The sequence below is a fragment of the Streptomyces sp. NPDC050703 genome (assembly GCF_040654435.1).
Classification (GTDB): Bacteria; Actinomycetota; Actinomycetes; order Streptomycetales; family Streptomycetaceae; genus Streptomyces.
In genome coordinates, this window is the sequence record NZ_JBFAHX010000012.1 from 158,798 (window position 1) to 183,105 (window position 24,308).

Genomic DNA, 24,308 nt, shown 5'->3' on the forward strand with positions numbered 1-24,308 from the left:
TCCGGGGCGGGGCGGAGGTCAGAGTGACAGCTCGGTCACTCTGCCCTCCGCCACCTCGAGGCGGCGCGTCACGCGGACGGCGTCCAGCATCCTGCGGTCGTGGGTGACGAGCAGCAGGGTCCCCTCGTAGGAGTCGAGGGCGGACTCCAGCTGCTCGATCGCCGGCAGGTCGAGGTGGTTGGTCGGCTCGTCGAGGACCAGGAGGTTGACGCCCCTGCCCTGGAGCAGGGCCAGGGCGGCGCGGGTGCGCTCGCCGGGTGAGAGCGTCGCCGCCGGCCGCAGGACGTGGTCCGCCTTCAGACCGAACTTCGCGAGCAGCGTGCGGACTTCGGCCGGTTCGGTGTCGGGCACGGCCGCGCAGAACGCGTCGAGCAGCGACTCCTCGCCGTGGAACAGCGCGCGGGCCTGGTCGACCTCGCCGACGAGGACGCCCGAGCCGAGGTTCGCGTGGCCCGCGCTCAGGGGGACGCGGTCGAGCATGGCCCCGAGCAGCGTCGACTTGCCCGAGCCGTTCGCGCCGGTGATCGCCACGCGGTCCGCCCAGTCGATCTGCAGGGTCACGGGGCCCAGCGTGAACGCGCCGCGGCGCACCTCGGCGTCCCGCAGCCCCGCCACGACCGCGCCGGAGCGGGGGGCCGCGGCGATCTCCATGCGCAGCTCCCACTCCTTGCGGGGTTCGTCGACGACGTCGAGCCGCTCGATCATGCGCTGCGTCTGGCGGGCCTTGGCGGCCTGCTTCTCGGTGGCGTCGCTGCGGAAGTTCCGTCCGATCTTGTCGTTGTCGCCGCCGCCGGCCCTGGCCTTGCGGCGGGCGTTCTTGACGCCCTTGTCCGCCCAGGAGCGCTGCATCTGGGCGCGGCCCTCCAGCGCCGCCTTCTTGTCGGCGTACTCCTCGTACTCGTCGCGGGCGTGCCTGCGGGCCACCTCCCGCTCCTCCAGGTAGGCGTCGTAGCCGCCGCCGTAGAGGTTGATCTGCTGCTGGGCCAGGTCCAGTTCGAGGACCTTGGTGACGGTGCGGCTGAGGAACTCCCGGTCGTGGCTGACGACGACCGTGCCCGCCCGCAGGCCCTTCACGAAGTGCTCCAGGCGGTCGAGGCCCGCCAGGTCGAGGTCGTTCGTCGGCTCGTCCAGGAGGAACACGTCGTAGCGCGAGAGCAGGAGGGAGGCGAGGCCCGCGCGGGCCGCCTGGCCCCCGGAGAGCGACGTCATCTCCTGGTCGGGGCCGACGGCGAGGCCGAGGGAGTCCGCGACCTCCTCGGCGCGCTCGTCGAGGTCCGCGCCGCCGAGTGCCAGCCACCGCTCCAGGCTGTCGGCGTACGCGTCGTCGGCGCCCGGGGCGCCGTCGACCAGGGCCCGGGTCGCCTCGTCCATCAGGCGCTGGGCCTCCGCGACGCCGGTGCGGCGGGCCAGGAAGGCGCGGACCGTCTCGCCGGGGCGGCGGTCGGGCTCCTGGGGCAGGTGCCCCACGGAGGCGGCGGGCGGCGACAGTCTCAGCGCGCCGCCCTCGGGGGTCTCCAGCCCGGCGAGCAGCCGCAGGAGGGTGCTTTTGCCCGCCCCGTTGGGGCCGACGAGACCGATGACGTCACCAGGGGCGACGACGAGGTCAAGGCCGGAGAAGAGGGTGCGGTCGCCGTGGCCGGCGGCGAGGTCTTTGGCGACGAGGGTTGCGGTCATCAGGGGGGCATTCTACGGGGACTCGCCTCCGCCCTCGTTGACGCTCTCGCTCCGCCGGAGTAGGACCACAGTGACACTCGCCGCGACCCAGCGGCTCTCCATCCCATCCGATGGTGGTCAATCTAGGGGGAATCCCATGGCCATCGATCAGAAGCAACTTCTGCAGTCGATTTACGACGCGATCTTCGACGCACTCACCGTCGCCCCTTCCGGGGTGGGCGGCGGGCAGCCGATACTGCGCCGGGCGTCTACGTACATGTCGCTGCAACTGCCCGGAAATCCCGTGGACGCGGCCCAGTTCGCCAATCCGTGGTCCCCGAGCAATCCGAACGGTTCCGTCGCGGCCAGCGAGAACTTCGCCACGCTGGTGGACCCGGTTCCGCTGCTGACCCCGTCCTATGCGGTCGGCGGTGTCAGCACGGACACCGTCTACGGCGAGATCGTGCGCGCGAACGTGAATCCGCAGCAGCCCGACCCCGACGGACAGAGGGCGTACGAGAAGGCGTTCAACACGCTTTTCGTGGACGGCCAGGACTTCGACGAGAACGGCCTGCCCGTCACGGTGAAGGTCGACTCGCCGCTGTACCGCAACTACAAGAACAAGTTCCAGCTCTACAACGCCGCCCTGCTCAGCTACACGACGAACTTCCTCCAGTACGACCTGAGCAAGCCGGAGGACCAGCGGAAGTGGGCCGTCCTCGCGCCGGTGCTCAGGGCGCCCGTGGACCTGGCCTACCAGGACCTCCAGGCCGCGAGCCCCGGTGTGGTGGAGAGCGCCCTCGCCACCCTGGGCCAGTACCAGCAGTCGAGCCTCGCGGGCATCTTCTCGCGTGCCCGGCAGACGTATGTGCAGACCCGGCGGGGCAGTGTCGTCGACCCGAACATCTTCTGGCATCTGTGCGAGGCGTTCCCCGGCAACTGGTTCGCCGAGTCGGGCGCCACGAACTTCACGGCACTGACACTCCAGAGCAGCCGTCTCCGCATCAACGAGGAATCGCGCTTCTCGCGGTACGGGGCCGGTGGCGGAATCAATCTCGGACTGTGGCGCGTCGGTTCCGCCGGTTCCACGGAGAGGACCCAGTACAGCCTGCAGACCGAGACGTCGAACATGACCATCTCCTTCCGCTTCGGCCGCATCGAGATACGCCGCCGCTGGCTGGACTCGTCACTGACGTCCCTGCGCGGGTGGAGCACGGCCGGCCGCCGTCCCGGCGACTATTCGACCGGGGAGGTCAACGACAAGAACGAGGGGATCTTCTCGCTGCTGCCCTCTTCCTTCATTCTGGCCAGGGACATCAAGATAAGCGCGGACTGGGGCACCACCGACCTCCAGAGGGCCACGCAGTCCACGTCGATCAGGGGCAGCGTGGGCTTCGGCCCGTTCTCGCTGTCGGGCAGCTACCAGAACAGTTCGTCGACCCGGCGCTTCGCGTCGTCCTTCGACGGCACGACGCTCACGGTCCCCGGGGCGCAGATCGTCGCCTGGCTGAGCAGCGTGGTGCCCTACTCGCCGCCGACCGACGGACCGCCCTCGGCACGGGCGGAGCAGCTCGCCCTGGCGGCGGCCAGGCGGCCCGCGCGCGCCAACGTGTATGCCGCGCCGTGGCTGGAGTCCCTGGACGCGGCCGGTGCCGATTCCGTGCCCGGCCCCGACGCGGTGACCGGGAGCGGCGGGCGGCAGGAGCCCACCGGGGCCCAGGGCGACGTCTCCGAGCCGCCCCCCGAGGCCCTCGGGAGCCAGTTCATCTCAGCCGAGTCGTAAGCTCCGACACGTCGGCCGCGAGGAGACCCTCTTACCGGTTCTTACCGGTTCTTACGGGTTCTTACCGGTTCCTCCCGGCCGGCGTTCCGCGCGGCGCCGCACGCCACCCGCGGAGGTCGACGTGACGAGAACACTGGTGGAGGTCCGGGCCACCACGTACGAGTCGCCCTTCGTGCTGTGCGCGGCCAACGGCACCCGGTGCTCCCCCGGCTCCAGCACCTCGTCGAAGACCTCGTGGACGTGCGTCCGCGACAGCCGGTCCCTGCGGTACGCGATCAACTGCACCCGGCACGTGGACGTGACGGAGAGCCGCGCCGCGTCCCGCCCGGCCGCGAGCCGGGTGAGCCGCCGCTGCTCCGCGGGGCTCCGGTCGAGCGCGTACTCGATCTGCGCCACCAGGAGCGGCACTATCGGGGCGAGCCCGTCGACGTAGGCGACCCGTACCCCCGCCCCCTCGAAGGCGGACCGCACGGATTGACGGGTCTCGGCGGGCACCGTGCGCCCGAAGGCGACCGCCCCGTACGTGCGCAGCTCGTCCGGCGGCACGTCCGCCGCGTCGGCGGCGATCTCCGCGCCGATGCCGATGGTCCGCAGGGCCGCGGCCAGCTTGGCGAGGAGCGCGACGCGGGCCCCGATGAGCAGCACCCGGCGGCGGGCCTGCGGCTCGTCGGCCGCGAGCAACTGCCGCAGCGCCCGGCGGTACTCGGGACCGCTGAAGCGGAACGGCCCTATGCCGTGGTACCCGTTGAGCCGCAGATCGACCGGTTCCCCCGTCTGCCAGGCGAAGTCGCGCCAGACGAAGTCGTCGCTGCCGTCGGCGGCCTTCTCGATGACCGCGGTGACGGCACCGCACTCCAGGCCCTCGCACTCCGGGCAGCCGTATATGACGTACCGGTTGTCACGCAGCGGTGCCTCCGCCTCCAGCAGGAGTCTGCGGACGTGTGCGGTGAATATGGCGGGCGGGATGTCCGCGGCCAGCGGGGACACCGCGTCGAGGTCGGAGAGCCGGAACAGCAGGGGGCGGCCGTCGACGATGAAGTCGACGAAGTCACGGTGCACTTGGTAGTCACCGTTGGCGAGGACCCCGCCGGCCCGCATGGCCGGCGCCAGACCGAAGGTCGCGTACTCGGCAGACATGCTGTGAGTATCCCCGCCGATGGTGTGATGTGAGCACGGCACGGCACATTCCTCGCCCGATCCGCCGCCGCCCCGGGGTGGCTGGGGCCGGTGGGGCGTACGCGTGCTCGATGGCGTACCCGAGCACACTCGGCTGGACGGGCCGGGCCGGGTCGGGTCCGGACCCGGCCCGGCCGGGCTCAGCGCGCCGGTGCCGAGTCGTTGTCCGGCTCCGGACCGTCCAGGTCCTCGTCCGTGGACGGGCCGATACGGATCTCGAAGTCGCCGTCGTACTGCTCGTGTCCCGCGATCACGGCCTTCTCGACGGCTTCCGTGCCGTGCTCGCCGCGCACGATCAGCGGGTCGTGGCGCAGGTCCCGCATCAGGGACACGCACAGGCCGATCATCACGAGGGTGAAGGGGGCCGCCACGAGGATCGTGAGGTTCTGCAGACCGGTGAGCGCGTCACCCGAACCGTCCCCGATGAGCAGCATGATCGCCGCCACGGCGCCGGTCACGACGCCCCAGAAGACCACGACGAGCCGGCTGGGTTCGAGCGCGCCCTTCTGCGAGAGCGTGCCCATGACGATGGACGCGGCGTCGGCTCCCGAGACGAAGAAGATGCCGACCAGGATCATCACGAGCAGGCTGGTGACGGTGGCGATCGGGTACTCGTGGAGCAGGCCGAAGAGCTGCGCCTCCGCCGTCGTCTCGCCCTTGAGGCCGCCTCGCTCGGAGACGGTCATGGCGCTGCCGCCGAAGACGGCGAACCAGATGAGGCTGACCGTGCTGGGCACCAGCATCACGCCGCCGACGAACTGGCGGATCGTACGGCCGCGGCTGATGCGCGCGATGAACATGCCGACGAAGGGTGTCCAGGAGATCCACCAGGCCCAGTAGAAGACCGTCCAGCCGCTCAGCCAGTCCGCGACGCCCTTGCCGCTGGATGCCTCGGTGCGGCCGATGAGCTGCGGCAGGTCGTCGAGGTAGGCGCCGATGGAGGTCGGCAGCATGTCGAGCATGATGACCGTCGGGCCCGCGATGAAGACGAACACGACGAGCAGCAGCGCGAGCACCATGTTGATGTTGGACAGCCACTGGACGCCCTTCTCCACCCCGGAGATGGCGGAGGCCACGAAGGCCAGGGTCAGCACGCCGATGATGACGACGAGCAGGCCGGTGCCCGCGTCGTTCATCCAGTCGAGCACCTCGATGCCGCTGCCGATCTGCAGGGCGCCGAGGCCGAGGGAGGCCGCCGAGCCGAAGAGCGTCGCGAAGATGGCCAGGATGTCGATGACCCGGCCCCAGGCGCCGCGGGCGTGCTTCTTGCCGATGAGCGGTTCGAAGACGGCGCTGATGGTCTGGCGCCGGTTGCGCCGGAAGGTGCTGTACGCGATGGCGAGGCCCACGACCGCGTAGATCGCCCAGGGGTGGAGCGTCCAGTGGAAGAGGGTGGTGGCCAGCGACGTCTCCATCGCGGCGGCCGCGTCCGCCGGGTCGGTGCCCGGCGGCGGCGAGGTGAAGTGCGCCAGGGGCTCGCTCACGCCGTAGAACATCAGGCCGATGCCCATGCCGGCGCTGAACATCATGGCGACCCAGGAGACCGTGCGGAACTCCGGTGCCTCGCCCTCCCTGCCCAGGGTGATCTTGCCGTACCGGCTGACGGCCAGCCAGAGCGCGAAGACGACGAATCCGGTGGCGGCCAGCATGAAGAACCAACCGCCGTTGTGCATCAGACCGTTCAGCATGTCCGTGGAGACATCCTTGAGCGTGTCCGTCGCCACCGCGCCCCAGACCACGAACGCCAGGGTCAGCACGGCGGTGACGCCGAACACCACCCGGTCCGTCTGTGGGGACCGGCCGCCGGGGGCGGGCGTCATGATGTCCGGCGACCCTCCCCCGTCGTCCGCCTTCTGCTGTTCATGCGTCACAAGTGGCACCTTTCAAGGGGTCGATCGCTTGTCGTCGATCGTCTGTCGCCGACCGTTTTCGGTCGACTGTTTGTTCTTGATACCCCCTACCACATGTGACCTACATCTCACCCGTCAACAGCTCATGTCGGGCCGAGCTGTGACCATGTGGTAAGTCGCCCGCTCGTCGAGGAGCAGCGGCACGAGGGCCCTGGCCGGCTGCCGGAGCGGGACGTACGCGCCGGACTTCTGGCGCTTCACGCGCACCCCGTGCAGGGCGAGTTCGTCCTTGATGCCGGCGTACTGGGCGGCGGTCAGGCGGTAGCCGCAGGGCGGGTCGGCGATGACCTCGGACGGCTCGGCGGGGTCGTTGTCGGCGCCGCCGACGTAGACCGGGCCGCGGTCGCGGTAGCCCTCGGCACGGGCCGCTCCGGTGGCCCGCTCCAGGCCCGCGCGCCGCTCGTCCGTGTAGTCGAAGAGGCCGCCGAGCGCGGAGAGCTGGGAGTCGACGCGGCGGCGGTTGTTCAGCGCCTCGTCGTTCTTCTCCGCGTCGGTGAGCGGGTCGACGCGGCTCTCGATGAGCAGGCCCGCCGCGTGCTTGATGCCGGACATGTTGCGCAGGATGCGCTCCTGGCCGTCGCCCGCGGTCTGCTTGACGGGCTCACCGGTGACGGGGTCCGTCCAGATGCCGTAGGTGCCCGTCGTGTAGCCGTCGCTCTCCGCGGCCGGGCGTACGTACGCCTTCGAGAGGGTCCGCGCCTCCTTGTGCACCGCCTCGTCGGTGTTGAGGTTGCGCGGCCAGAGGTCGAAGAGGTCCTTGTCGTAGTACTTGGGGGTGGCCCCGTACTCGTGCAGGTCGTAGATGACGTCGGGCCGGTGGTCGCGGATGACCGCGGCCGTCGCGCGGGCCTCGGCGGTCGCCAGCGAGAGGTGGTCGCGGTTGACGTCGAGGCCGTCGGAGTTGCCGCGGGTGTCGGCGGCGCGGCCGTCGGGGTTGGCCGTCGGGACGACGAGGAGCGTGGTGCGCTTCAGGAACTCCCGGGTCGCGCGGTCCTTGGCGTACGCCAGGTCGCGGACGGTGGTCAGACAGGCCTCGCGCCCGGACGGCTCGTCGCCGTGCTGGCTGCAGATCAGCAGCACGGTGTTCTTCGTGCGGTGCTCCCCGACGCGGACCAGCTGGATCGGCCGGTCCTGCTTGGTTCTTCCGATCCGGGAGACGGCTATGCGGTCGCTCGCCTCGTCGACCGTGGCCAGGAGCCGCTGTTCCTCGGGCCCGCTGGTCCAGCGGGCGCCTTCGGACTCCTCGAAGCCGGTGCGGGGCGGCTCCGCGCTCGCCCGGGCGGGCACCGTCAGGAGCGGGGCGGCGAGGGCCGCGGTGGCGCAGGCGAGCGCGAGGGTGCGGATGCGGGGTGTCATGAGGTTCTGCCTCCCGGTAGGGGGGTGAGCGGACGCGGCGGGGCGACGCCGTCGAGACGGGTCTCGCGGGGGGTGGCGGACGCGGTGGTCCTGAACGCGCTCGCGCCGCCGACGAGCGGCACCTTCGCGTGGGTGCGGGCCAGGTCGACGGTGAGCGTCGGGGTGTCGGCGGGGGGTTCGATGAGGTTCTTGTCGGTGCCCGCGACGATCAGCGCGAGGCGGTGCCCCTTGGGGACGACGTGGTCGCTCGCGGCGAGGTCCACCGTGATGGTGTGGGGCCTGCCCGGGGTGAGCGGGCGCCCGCGGCGCGCGTCGGCCCAGGTGCCGAGGTCGGCCCAGCCGCGGCTGAAGACCGTGTGCTCGACGTCGGCGGTCCTGGCCTGCGTCCGGCGGTAGCAGGAGCTGTCGCCGGCGGTGCTCGGTCCCCAGCAGTCGCGTTCGGCGAGCGTGGTGATGCCCTCGCCCGCGGCGGCGTAGTCGCGGATGGTGGCCGGGCCGAGGTCGACGAGGACGGCGGAGAGGTGGGCGGTGCGGGTCGTCGGGGTCGCGGTCACGGTCACGCTGGAGGAGCCGGACAGGCGCAGGTCACGGGCGAGGGGCCGGGTGACGAAGCCGGCCTTGGCGGGTGTCGGCACGTCGATCCGCTCGGCCCAGTCCGTCTCGCTCAGGCCCGGGTCGTCGGTGAAGGTCTCGGTGCCCTTGGCCCGACGGGTGCCGAGCGTGCCGACGCCCGGCGCGTCGCCTTCGGCGGGCCGGAGCGCGACCGTGTCGGTGGCGCGCGGGGGCCACACGCGGTCGGTGGTCCAGTGGTCGGGGGCGCGTTCGACGTCGGCCATCGGCTCGCGGTCCACGCCGTTGTCGTGGCCGAGGAGTTCGTGGTCGAACCAGCGGTGCAGGGTGCGGACCCAGTCGGCCCTGCGGAAGTCGAAGGGGTCGACGTGACCGGCCTGGCTGAGCCAGATCTTGCGGTCGACGCCGTTCTCGGCGAGGGCGTCCCACCACTGGCCGAAGTGCTTGGCGCGGACGTTCAGGTCCTGCATGCCGTGGACGACGAAGACGCTGGCCCGCACCTTGTCGGCGTCCGGGACGTGGTCGCGCTCGCTCCACAGGCGGGTCCAGTCGCCGCTGCGGGGCGCGCCGTCGATCAGGCGCTGCTGCACGGCGCCGCAGCGGGCGCGCGCCTCGGGGCTCTCGACGGCGTTCGAGAGCCATTCGGGGCCGCTGTCGTAGAGGGGGGCGCCCTGCTGGAAGTAGTAGTCGTACCAGGAGGAGATCGCGCCGATCGGCACGATCGTCTTGAGCCCCTCGACACCGGTGGCGGCCACGCCCTGCGCGACGGTGCCGTCGTAGCTCTTGCCGATCATCCCGGTCCTGCCGTTGGACCAGGACGCCTTCGCGCGTTCCTGTCCCGCGCGGCTGGTGTAGCCCCGGGCCCGGCCGTTCAGCCAGTCGACGACGGCCTTGGCGGACCGGACGTCGGAGCGGCCGCCGACGTCGACGCAGCCGTCCGAGCGGTTCGTTCCCGCCAGGTCCACGGCGACGTAGCCGTAGCCGCGCGGGACGAAGTAGTTGTCGTAGTAGAGCGGGAACCGTACGGGGTTCCCCTGCGCGTCGTAGGTCTTCCTCTGGCTCTCGTTGCCGCGCCCGCAGCAGGCGTAGTACGGGCTGGCGTCCATGATCACGGGTATCCGGCGGCCGGTGCGGTCGAGTTCGCGGGGCCTGACGATGTCGACGGCGACGCGGTCGCTCCTGCCGTCCGCGTCACCGTCGAGTCCGGTGTCGACCCACACGGACTCGCGTATCGCGTTCTCGTACGCGTACACGGGCTTGCTCTCATCGGGGGTACGGGGGCCCGCGGCCCCCTGTGCCGCGCCCGGGGTCATGAGCGTGGCCATCAGGGCGGCCAGGGCCGCCGTCAGCAGCGATCTCCAGAGGAGGCGGGTGCGTCGCGCACGTATCGGCATGGCGCGGAAGGTACACCGGCGAACTCCCGCGCGACAGGGGGCGGGACGTGCCTGTCAGGTGCTCGGGACATCGAGGCACATGTCGGCCGAATGGCGATCGTGTGACAGCAGGGGCCATGGACATGACGTGCGCCGTAAGGGCTGAATAGGCTCGGCGACCAAGACATACAGGGTCTTGGGCCTCTGTGACTCGTGACGACGACTTGGAGCTTGACGTGCACCGCAGACTCATCGTTCCGGGGGCGATCGCGGCCTCCCTGCTGCTGGCGATCCCGGCATCGGCCGCGGACTTCACCCCCGGGGCCCCGGGCATCGGCGACCCCTACTACCCGGCGAGCGGCAACGGCGGATACGACGTCTCGCACTACGACCTGCGGCTGAAGTACCAGCCCGCCACCGACCTCATCGAGGGCACGGCGACGATCAACGCCCGCACGAAGCAGGACCTCTCGCGGTTCAACCTCGACTTCGGGCTCAAGGTCTCCGAGGTGCGGGTCAACGGCAAGAAGGCCAGGTTCGCCAAGACCGGCGACCAGGAGCTGGAGATCACGCCGGCCGCGGGGCTGCCCAGGAACACGGCCGTCACGGTCGTCGTGCGGTACGCGGGCAAGCCGTCCGAGCTGAAGATCAACGGCTACACGGCCTGGCACCGGACGCCGGACGGCGGTGTCGCCGCACAGGAGCCGGAGGCCGCCGTGTGGTGGTTCCCGTCCAACGACCACCCGCTGGACAAGGCCACCTACGACGTGTCGGTCTCCGTGCCCGACGGCACGCAGGCGATCTCCAACGGCGTGCTCCAGTCGCAGAGTTCGAAGCTGGGCTGGACGCGCTACAACTGGCGCTCCAACAAGCCGCAGGCCAGCTATCTCACCACGCTCGCGGTCGGCAAGTTCGACATCACGACCGACAGGACCGAGGGCGGTCTGCCGGTCCTCAACGCCTACAGCAAGGACCTCGGCGACAACGCGGGCGCCGCGCGCGCCAGCATCGAGCGGACCGCCGAGGTCGCCGAGTGGCTGGAGACGGTCTTCGGGGACTACCCCTTCAACGCGCTCGGCGGATACGTCCCGAACGTCAAGAGCAGCTACGCCCTGGAGACCCAGACGCGGCCGTTCTACAGCCCCGCCGCGTTCAGGAACGGCGCCAACACCTCCATCGTCGTCCATGAGCTGGCCCACCAGTGGTACGGGGACAGCGTCTCCGTGCACGGCTGGAAGGACATCTGGGTCAACGAGGGCTTCGCCCGCTACAGCCAGTGGCTGTGGTCGGAGAAGGAGGGCGAGGGCACCGCGCAGGAACTCGCGGACCACGTGTACGCGCAGCACCCCGCCGACGACCCGTTCTGGACGGTGAAGCCGGGCGACCCGGGCCCGGACGACCAGTTCGACATCGCCGTCTACGACCGGGGCGCGCTGGCCCTGCAGGCGCTGCGCAACGAGATCGGCGACGACGCGTTCTTCGCGATCCTGAAGGGCTGGCCGAAGGCGTACGCGTACGGCAACGCCAAGGTCGGCGACTTCGTGAAGTACGCCGAGAAGGTCTCGGGCAAGCCGCTCGCCGGGCTCTTCGACACCTGGCTGTACCAGCCGACGCGTCCGGAGGCCCCGGCCGCGAAGGCCGCCGGCCTGACCCTCTCGTCGGCCGCCCACACGGCCGAGCCGAAGTCCTGGAAGAAGATCGCCGCCACGAACACCGTCCACGACCACGGCCACGGCCGTGGAGACGGGCACGGGCACTGACGGCCCTGTCGTGAGACGTGCCGCCGGCCGGCCGGTCCTGTTCCGGCCGGCCGGTGGGGCGCCGCGCGTCAGTGCGCCGCCCGTCGGTGCGCGCTCTCGTAGGCGTCCAGGATGAGGTCGGTCACCGCCTCCGGCTCACGCACCATCGGGAAGTGGTCACTGTCCGCGAGGCGCACCAGGCGGCAGCCCGGGATGCGCCGCGCCATCTCCTCGTTGGCCCGGACCACCTCGGGCTGGTCGCGCTCGCCCAGGGCGAGGACGCACGGCACGTCGAGTTCGCCGAGCCGGTCGTAGGCGGGCGGGTCCTCCACGCTGTGGGCGTGGGCGGCGAACCACGCCGGGATCACCGCCCTGACGTAACGGCGGACCCGCGGGTCGTCGCCGGTGCCCGCGGCGGCCGAGACGCGCATGACCAGTGCCACGATGCCGTCGATGTCGCCCGCCCCCGCGAGCCTGCCGACCTCGGCCGTGAAGTCGGGCGAGACGAGGTCCGGGCAGCCGGTGACGGCCGGCACCACCAGGGCGAGGCCCGTGACGCGCGCGGGGTCGTGGAGGGCCAGGCCGATGGCGGTGGCGCCGCCCATGGACGACCCGGCGAGGAACGCCCGCGCCACGCCGAAGTGGTCGAGGACCGCGACGAGGTCCTCGACGAGCGAGTACGCCGCCGTCGGCTCGGGCGACCTGCCGTACGCCCGCGCGTCGTAGCGGATCACCCGGTGCCGGGCGGTGAGCCGCGGCAGCATGCCGTCCCAGACGCGGGAGTCCGCGACTCCCGGGTGCAGCAGCACCAGGGGCGGGCGTTCGCCGTCGGCGCCGCCCGGCACCCCCGAGTCCCGCGCCCACACTTCGCCGTCCTTGACCGGCACCATGAGGTCCATGCCCCCGAGCATCCGGCGCCGGGGGCCACACCGCCAGTGCGGACTCGGCCGAGTCCCACGGCCACCTGTGGGGGTGCCGTGGTGCCGCCGAGCCCCAGGGGCTACTCCGTCAGGGCGTCCCGCTCGCGGTCGGCCTTGCGGCGGATCGCGTACCAGCCCACGACCAGGGCCGCGGCGACGATCGGGATGAGGAACAGCGTCTTGCGGCCGACCTCGGGGTCCTTCCACATCAGGCCGAGCACGGCCACCAGGAAGACGATCGTGACGATCTCCGTGACCGGGTTGCCCGGCAGCCGGAACTTCGGACGTTCGAAGGCGCCCTCCTTGGAGCGGCGGACGAACGCCAGGTGGCAGACCATGATGATCACCCAGGTGCTGATGATCCCGAGGGACGCCACGTTCAGGACGATCTCGAAGGCCTTGCTCGGCACGATGCTGTTCAGGGCGACACCGAGGACGCCCACGCCCGCGGTGAGCAGGATGCCGCCGTAGGGCACCTGGCTCTTGTTCATCCGGGCGGTGAACCGGGGGGCCGAGCCCGACATCGCCATGGAGCGCAGGATGCGGCCCGTGGAGTACAGGCCCGAGTTCAGCGAGGACATGGCCGCGGTCAGGACGACGAGGTTCATCACGTCACCGGCCGCCGGGACGCCGATCTTGGACAGGACCGTCACGAAGGGGCTCTCGCCCGCCGAGTACACCGATCCGGGGAGCAGCAGCGCGAGGAGGACGACCGAGCCCACGTAGAACAGGCCCACGCGCCACATGATCGAGTTCACGGCGCGCGGCACGATCTCCTGCGGGTCGGCGGTCTCGCCCGCCGCGACGCCGACCAGTTCCAGCGAGGCGTAGGCGAAGACGACGCCCTGCATGACGATCACGACGGGCATCAGGCCGTTCGGCAGGAATCCGCCGTTGTCGGTGATGACGCTCAGACCCGGCTTCTCACCGCCGACGTCGTGCTGGCTGACCAGCAGGAAGATGCCGATGAGCATGAACGCGACGAGCGCCGCGACCTTGATGATCGCGAACCAGAACTCCATCTCGCCGAAGTACTTCACCGAGATGAGGTTGATGGCCAGGACCACCGCGAGGGCTATCAGCGCGAGCACCCACTGCGGGATGTCGGTGAAGAAGCTCCAGTAGTGCGTGTAGAGCGCGATCGCGGTGATGTCGGCGATGCCGGTGGTCGACCAGTTCAGGAAGTACATCCAGCCGGCGACGTAGGCGCCCTTCTCACCGAGGAACTCGCGCGCGTACGAGACGAACGAACCGGACGACGGACGGTAGAGCACCATCTCGCCGAGGGCGCGGACGACGAAGAACGCGAAGATGCCGCACACGAGGTACGCGAGGGCGAGCGCGGGGCCCGCCGAGTGGAGGCGGCCGCCCGCCCCGAGGAAGAGTCCTGTGCCGATCGCGCCACCAATCGCGATCATGTTGACGTGACGGGCCTTGAGGTCCTTGCTGTAACCGGCGTCGCCCGCGTCCGCGGGGGCCTGGCTGGCATCGGTGCGAGATGCGTCCAGGGCGGCCGAGTCTACGGCTTCCTTGCTCACGTGGGGGATCTACTCTCTGGTGCCCGGAAGAGCTCCGGGGTCCGGAATGTGCTCCGGCCCACGACACCCCTGACGCGCGCGGACCGACGGGACACCTTCCCCCACCGATTCCCGATCACGCGGTGGCGCACGTCACATAGCGGAACTTCTCACATGCTGATCAAGGGGTGTACAGACCCTCGATGACCTGCTCGTACTTGGCGCGGACCACGCGGCGGCGCAGCTTCAGGGAGGGCGTCAGCTCCCCGGTCGCGGGCCCCCACTCGTCGGCCAGGAGGCGGTGGCGCCTGACCTGCTCGGTGCGGTTCAGGCGCGCGTTGGCGGCCTCGACGGCGCGCGCGACCTCCTCCCGTACGGCCGGGTGGGAGACCAGGTCGCCCTCGATGCCGCGCGCGGCGGCCCAGGCCGGCGCCACCTCGGCGTCGAGGACGAGCAGGGCCACCAGGTACGAGCGGCCGTCGCCGTGCACCAGGGCCTGGCCGATGAGGGGGTGCTCCTTGAGCGCGTTCTCGACGAGGGCGGGCGAGACGTTCTTGCCCGTCGAGGTCACGATCAGCTCCTTCTTGCGGTCGGTGACCCAGACGTAGCCGTCCGAGTCGACGTGGCCGATGTCGCCGGTGGCGAACCAGCCCTCCTCGTCGCGGGCGTCGTCGACACCGCCGTCGGCCCGCAGATAGCCGTCGAAGACGGTCGCCCCGCGGACGAGGAGTTCCCCGTCGTCGGCGGTGCGCACCTCGACGCCCTCGATGGGCCGGCCCACCGAACCCGGGCGGAAGGCCCCGGGGGCGTTGGCCGTGACCACGCCCGAGGTCTCGGTGAGCCCCCACGCGTCCATGATCACCAGGCCGAGGCCGGCCCAGAAGCGGAACACCTCGGGCGGCATCGGCGCCGACGCGCTCGCGGTCCACACGAGCCGGTCGAACCCGGCGAGCGCGAGCAGCGGGTCGAGCACCCGCTCCTTGGCCTCGACGTAGGCGGCCGCCAGCGGTGCCGGCGGCTCCTCGCCGCGCTCGCGGCAGGCGAGGTGCGCGCGGGCGGTGTCGCCCGCCTCCTCGATGACGCGGCGCCGCTCGTCGGGCAGCGCGGCCAGGGCGGCGCGCACGGACGCGGCCAGCTTCTCCCACACGCGCGGGACCCCGAAGAACTGCGCGGGGCGCAGCTCGCGCGCGGTGGCCGCCACCTGGGAGGGGTCCGCGCAGAGGTGGACGTGCCCGGCCCGCAGGACCGGCAGGTAGATGCTGAGCAGCCGCTCGGCGATGTGCGCGAAGGGCAGGTAGCAGATGTGCCCGACGTGGTCGGGGACCTCCACGATGGTGTCGAGGGCGATGCCGTTGAGGAGGATGTTGCGGTGGCTGAGCCTGACGCCCTTGGGGTCGCCCGTGGTGCCCGAGGTGTAGACGACGGTGAGCGGGTCGCCGGGGCGGCTCTCGCGCCAGCCCTTCTCGAACGCCTCGGGGTCGTGCAGCCGGCGGCCCGTGGCGTGCAGCGAGCCGTACGTGCGGTGCCCGCCCGCCTCGGCCGCCTCCACGACCACCAGGCTCCGCAGCGGGGCGGTGTCGTCGGCCAGGAGCGGTTCCCAGCGGGGCAGCTCACCGGCGCCCTCGACGAGCGCGAGGCGGGCCCGGCTGTGCCGCGCGATGTGGGCCACCTGCTCGGGGGCGGCGGTCCCGTACACGGTCACGGGGACGGCGCCGATGTGCACCAGGGCGAGGTCGCTGAGCCAGTGCTCGGGGCGGTTGCCGAGCATCATCAGGACGTGCTCGCCGCGCTCGACGCCCAGCGCGGTGTACCCGGCGGCCAGGACGGCGACCTCGCGGCGCACCTCGCGCCAGGTGAGCGTCGACCACTCCTCCCCCGTGCGCCAGGAGAGCGCGGGCAGCTCTCCGTGGTCCTCGGCGTCGCGGAGCAGCAGGGCGGGGAGCGTGACGTCGGCGGGGTCTCCGGGGAGTCGCAGGATCGTGGTCATGACCGCCTCCTGGTGCCATCGGGTGGCCCGGAGGGTTTCACAACACTGGTGTGCCAGCAATACTGTTGCACCGCATTGGCACACGGTGCGGGGGCCGCACCGAGGACACGACCGCGGGGAGACGTCCCCCGAGCCGACCGGGGAGGCAGGCGCCGCCATGACGACCGACACCGAGCACGTCGCGGCGGCGGGCGAGCCGACCCTCACGGTCGACGAGCTGGCCGCGCGCGCGGGCGTCACGGTCCGCACGATCCGCTTCTACGGCACCAGGGGCCTGCTGCCGCCGCCGGTCATCGGCCCGCGCCGCGTCGGCCACTACGGCCAGGACCACCTGTCGCGGCTCGCGCTCATCGAGGAGCTCCAGCACCAGGGCATGACGCTCGCCGCGATCGAGCGCTACCTGGAGCAGCTTCCCGCCGACCTGGACGCGCACGACCTGGCCATCCACCGCGGCCTCGTGGCGTCCTGGGCGCCCGACTCCGCGGAGGAGGTCCCGCGCGCCGAGCTGGAGCGCAGGGCGGGGCGCGCGCTGGACGAGGAGGACCTGGAGCGGCTGGCGGCGATGGGCGTCGTCGCCGCCACGGGGACGCCGGGGACGTACCGCGTGGACGTGGGCCTGCTCCGGCTCGGGGTGCGGCTCCTCGACGTGCCGATCGCGCACGAGACGATCCTCGCCGCCCGCTCGGTGCTGATGGAGCACACGCGCTCGGCGGCGCACGAGCTGTCCCGCCTCTTCCGCGACGAGGTGGGGGGCGCCCGCCGCGAGGGCGGGTCCGGCCCGGAGCACGTCGCCGCGGTGCGGTCGCTCTCGGCCCATATGCAGCCGATGGTGGTGCAGGCGCTGGTGACGGCCTTCCAGCGGTCGCTCAAGGAGGAGCTGCGGGAGTGGCTCAAGGAGTCCTGAGCCACTCCCGCACGGGGTGGCGCGGGGTCAGCCGTCGCTGAACTTCTCGCCCTTCTCCGCCTTCTCGACCAGCAGCGCGGGCGGCGTGAACCGCTCCCCGTAGGTGTCGGCGAGTTCACGCGCGCGTGCCACGAAGCCGGGCAGGCCGCCCTCGTAGCCGTTGATGTACTGGAGCACGCCGCCCGTCCAGCCGGGGAAGCCGATGCCGAGGATGGAGCCGATGTTGGCGTCGGCGACCGAGGTCAGCACGCCTTCCTCAAGGAGGCGCACGGTGTCGAGCGCCTCGGAGAAGAGCATCCGCTCCTGCATGTCCTTGAACGGGATCTGGTGTCCGGGCCTGGTGAAGTGCTCGCGCAGGCCGGGCCAGAGGCGGTCCCGCTTGCCGTCCACGTACTCGTAGAAGCCCGCTCCCCCGCTCCTGCCGGGGCGCTCGAACTCGTCCACCATGCGGTCGATGACGGTGTCCGCCGGGTGGCTCGCCCAGGTGCCGCCCGCCGCCTCGACGGCCCGCTTCGTCTCGTCACGGATCTTGCGCGGCAGCGTCAGGGTCAGCTCGTCCATGAGGGAGAGGACCTTGGCGGGGTATCCGGCCTGGGCCGCGGCCTGCTCGACGGAGGCCGGTTCGATGCCCTCGCCGACCATCGCGACGCCTTCGTTGATGAAGTGCCCGATGACGCGGGAGGTGAAGAAGCCGCGCGAGTCGTTGACCACGATCGGCGTCTTGTTGATCTGGCGCACCAGGTCGAAGGCGCGGGCCAGCGCCTCGTCGCCGGTCCGCTCGCCCTTGATGATCTCCACGAGCGGCATCTTGTCGACGGGCGAGAAGAAGTGCAGCCCGATGAAGTCGACGGGGCGGGAGACGCCCTCGGCGAGCGTGGTGATGGGCAGGGTGGAGGTGTTGGAGCAGAGCAGGGCGTCCGGCTCGACGACGTCCTGGATCTCCTGGAACACCTCGTGCTTGAGCGCGGTGTCCTCGAAGACCGCCTCGATCACCGCGTCACAGCCGGCGAGCGCCTGCGGGTCGGCGGTGGGCGTGATCCGGGCGAGCAGCGCGTCGGCCTTCTCGCGTGTCGTGCGGCCCCGCTGGACCGCCTTGTCGCAGAGCTTCTCGGAGTAGCCCTTGCCCTTGGCCGCGGCTTCGGCGGAGACGTCCTTGAGGACGACCTCGATGCCCGCGCGGGCGCACGAGTACGCGATGCCCGCGCCCATCATGCCCGCGCCGAGCACGGCGACCCTGCGCACGGTCCCCGGCTCGACGCCCCGGGGCCGGTTGGCGCCGGAGTTGACGGCCTGGAGGTCGAAGAAGAACGCCTGGATCATGTTCTTCGCGACCTGGCCCGTGACCAGCTCGGTGAAGTACCTGGCCTCGATGGTCTGCGCCGTCTCGAAGTCGACCTGGGAGCCCTCGACGGCCGCCGCGAGGATGTTGCGGGGTGCGGGGTAGTCGGCGCCCGCGGTCTGCTTCTTGAGGTTGGCGGGGAACGCGGGCAGGTTCGCCGCGAACTTGGGGTGGGCGGGGGTGCCGCCGGGGATGCGGTAGCCCGGCCTGTCCCAGGGCTGCTGCGACTCGGGGTGGGCGTCGATGAAGGCGCGGGCCTTCTCCAGCATCTCCTCGCGGGTGGCGGCCACTTCGTGGACGAGCCCGTTCTCCAGGGCGCGCGCGGGGTTGTACTGGGTGCCCTGGAGCAGCACCTTCAGGAGCGCGTCCGTGATGCCCATGAGGCGTACGGTGCGGGTGACGCCGCCGCCCGCGGGCAGCAGGCCGAGGGTGACCTCGGGCAGGCCGATCTTGGAGCCGGGGGCGTCGAGGGCCACGCGGTGGTGGGAGGCGAGGGCGATCTCGTAGCCGCCGCCGAGGGCCGCGCCGTTGATGGCGGCGACGACGGGCTTGCCGAGGGTCTCGATGCGGCGCAGCGCGCTCTTGACGGCGGTGCCGGCCTCGAACGCCTGCCGCGCGTTCTCGGGGCCGATCCTGATCATGTCCTTGAGGTCGCCGCCCGCGAAGAAGGTCTTCTTGGCGGAGGTGTAGATGAAGCCGCGGACGGCGTCCTTGTCGGCGGCGACGGCGGCCTCGGCGCGGTCCGCGATGGCCGCGATGGAGTCCCTGAACGCCTGGTTCATGGTGTTCGCGGACTGCTCGGGGTCGTCGAGGACGAGCGTGACGACGCCGGTGTCGTCCTGTTCCCAGCGGATGGTCTTGGGGTCGGTCATGTCTGTGTCTCCGTGAGGTCTGTGGCAGGCGGGATCTGGGGAGGGCGGCTGGGGTTCGTGGCCGGCTGACCGCCGGTGCGGGCCGGTCGCGGGGAAGGCGCGGCGGCGCCGCAAGCCTTCAGGGGCGCGGGGAACTGCGCGAGCAACCACGACGCACCTGCGGTGGGCGACGCACCCCACCCCCTACGGCGCGACCCCTACAGCCGCTCGACGATCGTGGCGATGCCCATCCCGCCCCCCACGCACAGCGTGGCCAGCCCGTAGCGGAGATCCCTGCGCTCCAGTTCGTCCACGAGCGTCCCGAGGATCATCGCCCCGGTGGCGCCCAGGGGATGCCCCAGCGCGATCGCGCCGCCGTTGACGTTCACCTTGTCCAGGGACAGGCCCATGTCCTTCATGAAGCGCAGCACGACGGCCGCGAAGGCCTCGTTGATCTCGACGAGGTCGATGTCGTCGATGGTGAGCCCGGCCTTGGCGAGCGCCTTGCGGGTCGCGGGCGCGGGCCCGGTGAGCATGATCAGCGGATCGGAGCCGGAGACGGCCGCGGAGACGATCCGCGCGCGCGGGGTGAGGCCGTGGCGCTCGCCGACCTCCTTGGTGCCGACGGCGACCAGCGAGGCGCCGTCGACGATGCCGGAGGAGTTGCCCGCGTGGTGGACGTGGTCGATCTGCTCGATCCAGTGGTACTTCTGCAGCGCGACCGCGTCGAAGCCGCCCAGGTCGCCGATGTCCTTGAAGGACGGCTTCAGCTTGGCCAGGGAGTCGGCGGTGGTGCCGGGGCGCAGGTGCTCGTCGTGGTCGAGGACCACGAGGCCGTTGCGGTCCTTGACGGGGACGACGGACCGCGCGAAGCGGCCTTCCTTCCACGCCGTGGCGGCACGCTCCTGCGAGAGCGCCGCGTACTCGTCGACGTCGCGCCGCGAGAAGCCCTCCACGGTGGCGATCAGGTCGGCGCCGATGCCCTGGGGCGCGAAGTCCGTCTCGAAGTTGGTCATGGGGTCGGCGAACCAGGCGCCGCCGTCGGAGGCCATCGGCACCCGCGACATCGACTCGACGCCGCCCGCGAGGACCAGGTCCTCCCAGCCCGAGCGGACCTTCATCGCGGCGAGGTTGACCGCTTCGAGGCCGGAGGCGCAGAAGCGGTTCTCCTGGACGCCTGCGACGGTGTCGGGAAGACCGGCGGCGATGGCGGCGATCCGCGCGATGTCGGAGCCCTGGTCGCCGACCGGGCCGACCACGCCGAGGACGATGTCGTCGATCGCGGCGGGGTCGAGCCCGGGGAAGCGGGCGCGGATCTCGTGGATCAGGCCGACGACGAGGTCGATCGGCTTGGTGCCGTGCAGGGCGCCACTGGCCTTGCCGCGTCCGCGCGGGGTGCGGATCGCGTCGTATACGTACGCTTCGGTGGTCACGCGTTGAGCCTTTCGCGGGTCTTCGGGAGGGTGAGGTGGTTCCGGGGGGGCGGGTCAGCCGAGCAGGGAGCGGCCGATGATCTCCTTCATGATCTCGGTCGTGCCGCCGTAGATGGTCTGGATGCGGCCGTCCGTGAAGGCCCTGGCCACGCGGTACTCCGCCATGTAGCCATAGCCGCCGTGCAGTTGCAGGCACCGGTCCGCGACACGCTTCTGGAGTTCCGTCGCCCACCACTTGGCCATGGAGGCGTGGACGGCGTCGAGTTCCCCGTTCGAGTGATCGACGACGCACCGGTCGAGGAACGTACGGGTGACGGCGCACTCGGTGGCCATCTCCGCGATCTCGAAGCGGATGTGCTGGAGCTTGGCCAGCGGCCGTCCGAAGGCCTCGCGCTCCTTCACGTACGCCGTGGTGATCTCCAGGAGGTGCTCGGCGGCGGCGATGCCGGCGACGGCGATGCCCATGCGCTCCTGGGCGAGGTTCGTCATCAGGTGGACGAAGGCGCCGTTCAGGTCGCCGAGCAGGTTCTCCTTGGGCACGCGTACGTCGTGGAAGAACAGCTCGGCGGTGTCCTGGGACTTCTGGCCGATCTTGTCGAGGTTGCGGCCCCGCTCGAAGCCCTCCATGCCGCGCTCGACGACGAGCAGGGAGAGGCCGTGGGCGCCGCCTTCCGGGGACGTCTTGGCGACGACGATGACGAGGTCGGCGAGGATGCCGTTCGAGATGAACGTCTTGGAGCCGTTGAGCACCCAGTGGTCGCCCCGGTCCTCGGCGGCGGTGCGGACGGCCTGGAGGTCGGAGCCCGCGCCCGGCTCGGTCATCGCGATGGCGGTGATGAGCTCCCCCGAGCAGAACCCGGGCAGCCAGCGCCGCTTCTGCTCCTCGGTGGCGAGGGAGGTGAGGTAGGGGCCGATGATGTCGTTGTGCAGGCCGACCGCGAGCCCGGCGGCGCCCGCGCGCGTGAACTCCTCGGCGAGGACCGCGGAGTAGCGGAAGTCGGTGTTCCCGCCGCCTCCGTACTCCTCGGGGACGGCGAGCCCGAGGAGCCCCTGCCTGCCCGCGGCCAGCCAGGCGTCGCGGGAGACGATGCCGTCCTTCTCCCACTGCTCGTAGTGCGGGAGCACCTCCTTGGCGAGGAAGGTGCGCACGGTCTCGCGGAACGCGTCGTGCTCGGCGGAGAAGATCTGCCGTTTCATCGGTACGTGGTCTCCTGGTCTTCCGGCGGGGCGGGCGGCGTGGCGGGCGCGAGACCCGGTACGTCCCAGTCCCCCGCCACCTCCGCGGTGTGGGCGCCGGGCCGCGCGGGGCCGCCGCGGACCTCGGTGGGGGTGCGGGAGAAGCGGGGCGCCGGGGCGGGCTGGACGATGCCGCCGTGGTCGGTGAAGGTGCCGCGGGCGGCGAGGTGCGGGTGCGCCGGGGCCTCGCGCAGCGAGAGCACGGGGGCCACGCAGGCGTCGGAGCCCTCGAAGAGGGCCGTCCACTCCGCGCGGGTGCGCTCCTTGAAGCGGGCGGCGACGGCGGCGCGCAGCTCGCCCCAGCGGCCGGGGTCCTTTCGGGCGTCGGCCACCTCCCCGAGGCCGAGGAGCGCGGCGAACTCGTCGTAGAAGCGCTGCTCCAGGGGGCCGACGGCCATGTGGCCGCCGTCGGAGGTCGCATAGGTGCCGTAGAAGGGGCAGCCGCCGTCCAGGAGGTTGGCGCCGCGGCGGTCCTGCCAGGCGCCGGCCGCCAGCATGCCGTGGATCATCGCGGAGAGATGGGCGGTGCCGTCGACGATCGCGGCGTCCACGACCTGTCCCTCGCCGTGCACGCGCGCGTGGTGGAGCGCGGCCAGGACGCCGACGACGAGGTAGAGCGCGCCGCCCGCGTAGTCGCCGAAGAGGTTGGCGGGGACCACGGGCGGCTCGTCGGGGCCGCCGAACATGCCGAGGGTGCCGGTGATCGCGATGTAGGCGATGTCGTGCCCGGCGCGCCGGGCGAGCGGCCCGTCCTGGCCCCAGCCGGTCATGCGGGCGTAGACGAGGGCGGGGTTGCGGGCGTGGCAGGGCCCGGGGCCGACACCGAGGCGCTCGGCGACGCCCGGCCGGTAGCCCTCGACGAGGACGTCGGCGCGCTCGACGAGGTCGAGGGCGCGGGCGGCGCCGTCGGCCGTCTTCAGGTCGAGGATCACCGAGCGCTTGTTGCGGTTGGTGACGTCGAACGCCGGGTCGATGGCGAGGCCGCTGCCGCCCGGCCGGTCGACGCGGACGACGTCGGCCCCGAGGTCCGCGAGGAGCATGGCCGCGAAGGGGCCGGGCCCGATGCCCGCGAGCTCCACCACGCGCACCCCGGCGAGCGGGCCGTGAACGCGCTTGCCTGGTCCTGCCATTGAGCCCCCAGCGCTATGACACAAGTGATGTAACACCAGTGATGCTAAGAACGTGTTCCACCACGCACAAGCCCTTGACGAGCAAGCGCTTAGCCAATTCGGGCCACGGGCCGCCGCGGGGACGGCCGCCCCGCGCGTCGTCGGCTAGCCTCGGCCACCGACATCGGCGCGACACGCACGGCGGAGAGGTGCCCATGAGCAGGCAGAGCAAGGATCGCGCGTACGACATCGTGCTCTTCGGAGCGACCGGCTTCGTGGGGGTGCTCACCGCGGAGTACCTGGCCGCGCACGCCCCCGAGGGGCTGCGGTGGGCCGTCGCGGGGCGCGACACGGGGAAGCTTGAGCGGCTGCGGGACCGCCTCGCGGCGCGCCACCCGGAGTGCGCGAAGCTCCCCCTGGTGCGCGCCGACGCGGCCGACCCGGCGTCGCTCGAAGAGCTGGCGGGCAGCGCCCGCGTGGTGGCCTCGACCGTGGGCCCGTATCTGACGTATGGGCAGGAACTGGTCGCCGCCTGCGCCGAGGCGGGCACGGACTACGTCGACCTGACGGGCGAGCCGGAGTTCGTCGACCTCATGTACGTGCGGCACGACGCCCGCGCGCGGGAGACCGGTGCCCGGCTCGTGCACACCTGCGGCTTCGACTCGGTCCCGCACGACCTGGGCGTGTACTTCACGGTCGGGCAGCTGCCGGAGGGCGTGCCGCTGCGGATCGACGGCTTCGTGCACACCACCGCGCGGTTCTCCGGCGGCACGTTCGCCTCCGCGCTCAACCAGCTGGCCCGCGGCCCGCAGATGGCCGCCGCCGCGAAGGACCGGCGGCGCCTTGAGCCGCGCCCGGCAGGCCGCACGGCGTACGCGCCGCCCGGCACCCCCCGGTACGCGGCCGAGGTCGGCGCGTGGGCGCTGCCGCTGCCGACGATCGACCCGCGGGTGGTGCAGCGCTCGGCGCGCGCCCTCGACCGCTACGGCCCCGACTTCCGCTACCGGCACTACGCGGCCGTCAGGACGCTGCCCATGGCGCTCGGCGCCCCGCTCGCCCTCGGCGCCCTCTCGGCCGCCGCGCAACTGCCGCCCGTGCGCCGCTTCCTGTCCGGGCGGCTCAAGCCCGGCGACGGGCCGAGCGAGGCGCAGCGGGCCGCGGCGCGGTTCTCGGTGCGGTTCGTCGGCGAGGGCGGCGGCAGGCGGGTCTTCACCGAGGTGTCCGGGGGCGACCCCGGCTACGACGAGACGGCGAAGATGCTCGGCGAGTCCGCGCTCTGCCTCGCCCTCGACGACCTGCCCGCGGCGGGCGGCCAGCTCACCCCGGCCGTGGCCATGGGCGACGCGCTGCTGACCCGGCTCGTCGCGGCCGGGCTGCGCGCTTCCGGCGGGCGCGACCACGTAGGACAGGGCGAGGCGTACGGCGCTCTCGCAGGCCAGGGCGAGGTCGGGC

Annotated in this window: 16 protein-coding genes; 4 read left to right on the forward strand and 12 right to left on the reverse strand. The window is 71.9% G+C overall.

What is annotated here, in order from left to right; genetic code table 11:
• Positions 1-18: 18 nt before the first annotated feature.
• On the reverse strand, positions 19-1,674 hold the full coding sequence (locus tag AB0I16_RS14500; RefSeq protein ID WP_363249694.1) for an ABC-F family ATP-binding cassette domain-containing protein: 1,656 nt from the start codon (positions 1,672-1,674) through the stop codon (positions 19-21).
• Positions 1,675-1,810: 136 nt separating this feature from the next.
• Here AB0I16_RS14500 and AB0I16_RS14505 point away from each other — a divergent pair, with 136 nt between their 5' ends.
• Positions 1,811-3,436: a hypothetical protein gene (locus tag AB0I16_RS14505; RefSeq protein WP_363249695.1), complete on the forward strand. Its 1,626-nt coding sequence runs from the start codon at positions 1,811-1,813 to the stop codon at positions 3,434-3,436.
• 51 nt (positions 3,437-3,487) lie between these two features.
• Here the strand turns inward: AB0I16_RS14505 and AB0I16_RS14510 are convergent, their stop codons facing one another.
• From AB0I16_RS14510 to AB0I16_RS14525, 4 genes are all read right to left on the reverse strand, one after another.
• Positions 3,488-4,573, reverse strand: a complete 1,086-nt coding sequence (locus tag AB0I16_RS14510; RefSeq protein WP_363249696.1) for an oxidoreductase — start codon at positions 4,571-4,573, stop codon at positions 3,488-3,490.
• A gap of 179 nt (positions 4,574-4,752) precedes the next feature.
• Positions 4,753-6,432, reverse strand: a complete 1,680-nt coding sequence (locus AB0I16_RS14515; protein ID WP_363249717.1) for a BCCT family transporter — start codon at positions 6,430-6,432, stop codon at positions 4,753-4,755.
• Positions 6,433-6,597: 165 nt separating this feature from the next.
• Positions 6,598-7,878, reverse strand: coding sequence for a M14 family metallocarboxypeptidase (locus AB0I16_RS14520; RefSeq protein WP_363249697.1), 1,281 nt, complete (start codon positions 7,876-7,878; stop codon positions 6,598-6,600).
• Positions 7,875-9,842, reverse strand: a complete 1,968-nt coding sequence (locus AB0I16_RS14525) for a Xaa-Pro dipeptidyl-peptidase (protein ID WP_363249698.1) — start codon at positions 9,840-9,842, stop codon at positions 7,875-7,877. The genes AB0I16_RS14520 and AB0I16_RS14525 overlap by 4 nt, the downstream gene beginning before the upstream one ends.
• Before the next feature lie 215 nt (positions 9,843-10,057).
• Here AB0I16_RS14525 and AB0I16_RS14530 point away from each other — a divergent pair, with 215 nt between their 5' ends.
• Positions 10,058-11,581, forward strand: coding sequence for a M1 family metallopeptidase (locus AB0I16_RS14530; RefSeq protein ID WP_363249699.1), 1,524 nt, complete (start codon positions 10,058-10,060; stop codon positions 11,579-11,581).
• A 68-nt stretch (positions 11,582-11,649) separates the two neighbouring features.
• Here the strand turns inward: AB0I16_RS14530 and AB0I16_RS14535 are convergent, their stop codons facing one another.
• The 3 genes from AB0I16_RS14535 to AB0I16_RS14545 form a co-directional block, all read right to left on the reverse strand.
• Positions 11,650-12,459 (reverse strand): alpha/beta hydrolase, encoded by an 810-nt coding sequence (locus tag AB0I16_RS14535; RefSeq protein WP_363249700.1) that lies wholly within the window; start codon positions 12,457-12,459, stop codon positions 11,650-11,652.
• A 101-nt stretch (positions 12,460-12,560) separates the two neighbouring features.
• Complete coding sequence (locus AB0I16_RS14540) at positions 12,561-14,018, reverse strand: amino acid permease (RefSeq protein WP_363249701.1); 1,458 nt, start codon at positions 14,016-14,018, stop codon at positions 12,561-12,563.
• A gap of 160 nt (positions 14,019-14,178) precedes the next feature.
• Positions 14,179-15,984, reverse strand: coding sequence for an AMP-dependent synthetase/ligase (locus AB0I16_RS14545; protein WP_363249703.1), 1,806 nt, complete (start codon positions 15,982-15,984; stop codon positions 14,179-14,181).
• A 157-nt stretch (positions 15,985-16,141) separates the two neighbouring features.
• Between AB0I16_RS14545 and AB0I16_RS14550 the strand changes: the two genes are divergently transcribed.
• Positions 16,142-16,888 carry a MerR family transcriptional regulator gene (locus AB0I16_RS14550; RefSeq protein WP_363249704.1) on the forward strand — a complete coding sequence of 249 codons (747 nt, stop codon included), beginning with the start codon at positions 16,142-16,144 and terminating at the stop codon, positions 16,886-16,888.
• 27 nt (positions 16,889-16,915) lie between these two features.
• On the opposite strand, the gene AB0I16_RS14555 is transcribed toward AB0I16_RS14550, so the two are convergent.
• The 4 genes from AB0I16_RS14555 to AB0I16_RS14570 form a co-directional block, all read right to left on the reverse strand.
• Positions 16,916-19,099 (reverse strand): 3-hydroxyacyl-CoA dehydrogenase NAD-binding domain-containing protein, encoded by a 2,184-nt coding sequence (locus tag AB0I16_RS14555; protein WP_363249705.1) that lies wholly within the window; start codon positions 19,097-19,099, stop codon positions 16,916-16,918.
• A gap of 197 nt (positions 19,100-19,296) precedes the next feature.
• Positions 19,297-20,511: an acetyl-CoA C-acetyltransferase gene (locus AB0I16_RS14560; protein ID WP_363249706.1), complete on the reverse strand. Its 1,215-nt coding sequence runs from the start codon at positions 20,509-20,511 to the stop codon at positions 19,297-19,299.
• Between the two features lie 54 nt (positions 20,512-20,565).
• Complete coding sequence (locus AB0I16_RS14565) at positions 20,566-21,708, reverse strand: acyl-CoA dehydrogenase family protein (RefSeq protein WP_363249707.1); 1,143 nt, start codon at positions 21,706-21,708, stop codon at positions 20,566-20,568.
• A complete protein-coding gene (locus tag AB0I16_RS14570; protein ID WP_363249708.1) occupies positions 21,705-22,877 on the reverse strand; it encodes a CaiB/BaiF CoA-transferase family protein in 1,173 nt (390 codons plus the stop codon). Before AB0I16_RS14570 ends, AB0I16_RS14565 begins: the two co-directional genes overlap by 4 nt.
• 194 nt (positions 22,878-23,071) lie before the next feature.
• Between AB0I16_RS14570 and AB0I16_RS14575 the strand changes: the two genes are divergently transcribed.
• Positions 23,072-24,308, forward strand: a 1,237-nt coding sequence (locus tag AB0I16_RS14575; RefSeq protein ID WP_363249709.1) for a saccharopine dehydrogenase NADP-binding domain-containing protein, incomplete at its 3' end; no start/stop codon positions are given.

What these genes read in the sequence shown, in the direction of transcription:
- AB0I16_RS14570 (WP_363249708.1), bottom strand. Translation starts at nt 22,877, where the DNA reads ATGGCAGGACCAGGCAAGCGCGTTCACGGCCCGCTCGCCGGGGTGCGC.
- AB0I16_RS14525 (WP_363249698.1), bottom strand. Translation starts at nt 9,842, where the DNA reads ATGCCGATACGTGCGCGACGCACCCGCCTCCTCTGGAGATCGCTGCTG.
- AB0I16_RS14510 (WP_363249696.1), bottom strand. Translation starts at nt 4,573, where the DNA reads ATGTCTGCCGAGTACGCGACCTTCGGTCTGGCGCCGGCCATGCGGGCC.
- AB0I16_RS14565 (WP_363249707.1), bottom strand. Translation starts at nt 21,708, where the DNA reads ATGAAACGGCAGATCTTCTCCGCCGAGCACGACGCGTTCCGCGAGACC.
- AB0I16_RS14535 (WP_363249700.1), bottom strand. Translation starts at nt 12,459, where the DNA reads ATGGACCTCATGGTGCCGGTCAAGGACGGCGAAGTGTGGGCGCGGGAC.
- AB0I16_RS14520 (WP_363249697.1), bottom strand. Translation starts at nt 7,878, where the DNA reads ATGACACCCCGCATCCGCACCCTCGCGCTCGCCTGCGCCACCGCGGCC.
- AB0I16_RS14500 (WP_363249694.1), bottom strand. Translation starts at nt 1,674, where the DNA reads ATGACCGCAACCCTCGTCGCCAAAGACCTCGCCGCCGGCCACGGCGAC.
- AB0I16_RS14550 (WP_363249704.1), top strand. Translation starts at nt 16,142, where the DNA reads ATGACGACCGACACCGAGCACGTCGCGGCGGCGGGCGAGCCGACCCTC.
- AB0I16_RS14545 (WP_363249703.1), bottom strand. Translation starts at nt 15,984, where the DNA reads ATGACCACGATCCTGCGACTCCCCGGAGACCCCGCCGACGTCACGCTC.
- AB0I16_RS14555 (WP_363249705.1), bottom strand. Translation starts at nt 19,099, where the DNA reads ATGACCGACCCCAAGACCATCCGCTGGGAACAGGACGACACCGGCGTC.
- AB0I16_RS14505 (WP_363249695.1), top strand. Translation starts at nt 1,811, where the DNA reads ATGGCCATCGATCAGAAGCAACTTCTGCAGTCGATTTACGACGCGATC.
- AB0I16_RS14515 (WP_363249717.1), bottom strand. Translation starts at nt 6,432, where the DNA reads ATGACGCCCGCCCCCGGCGGCCGGTCCCCACAGACGGACCGGGTGGTG.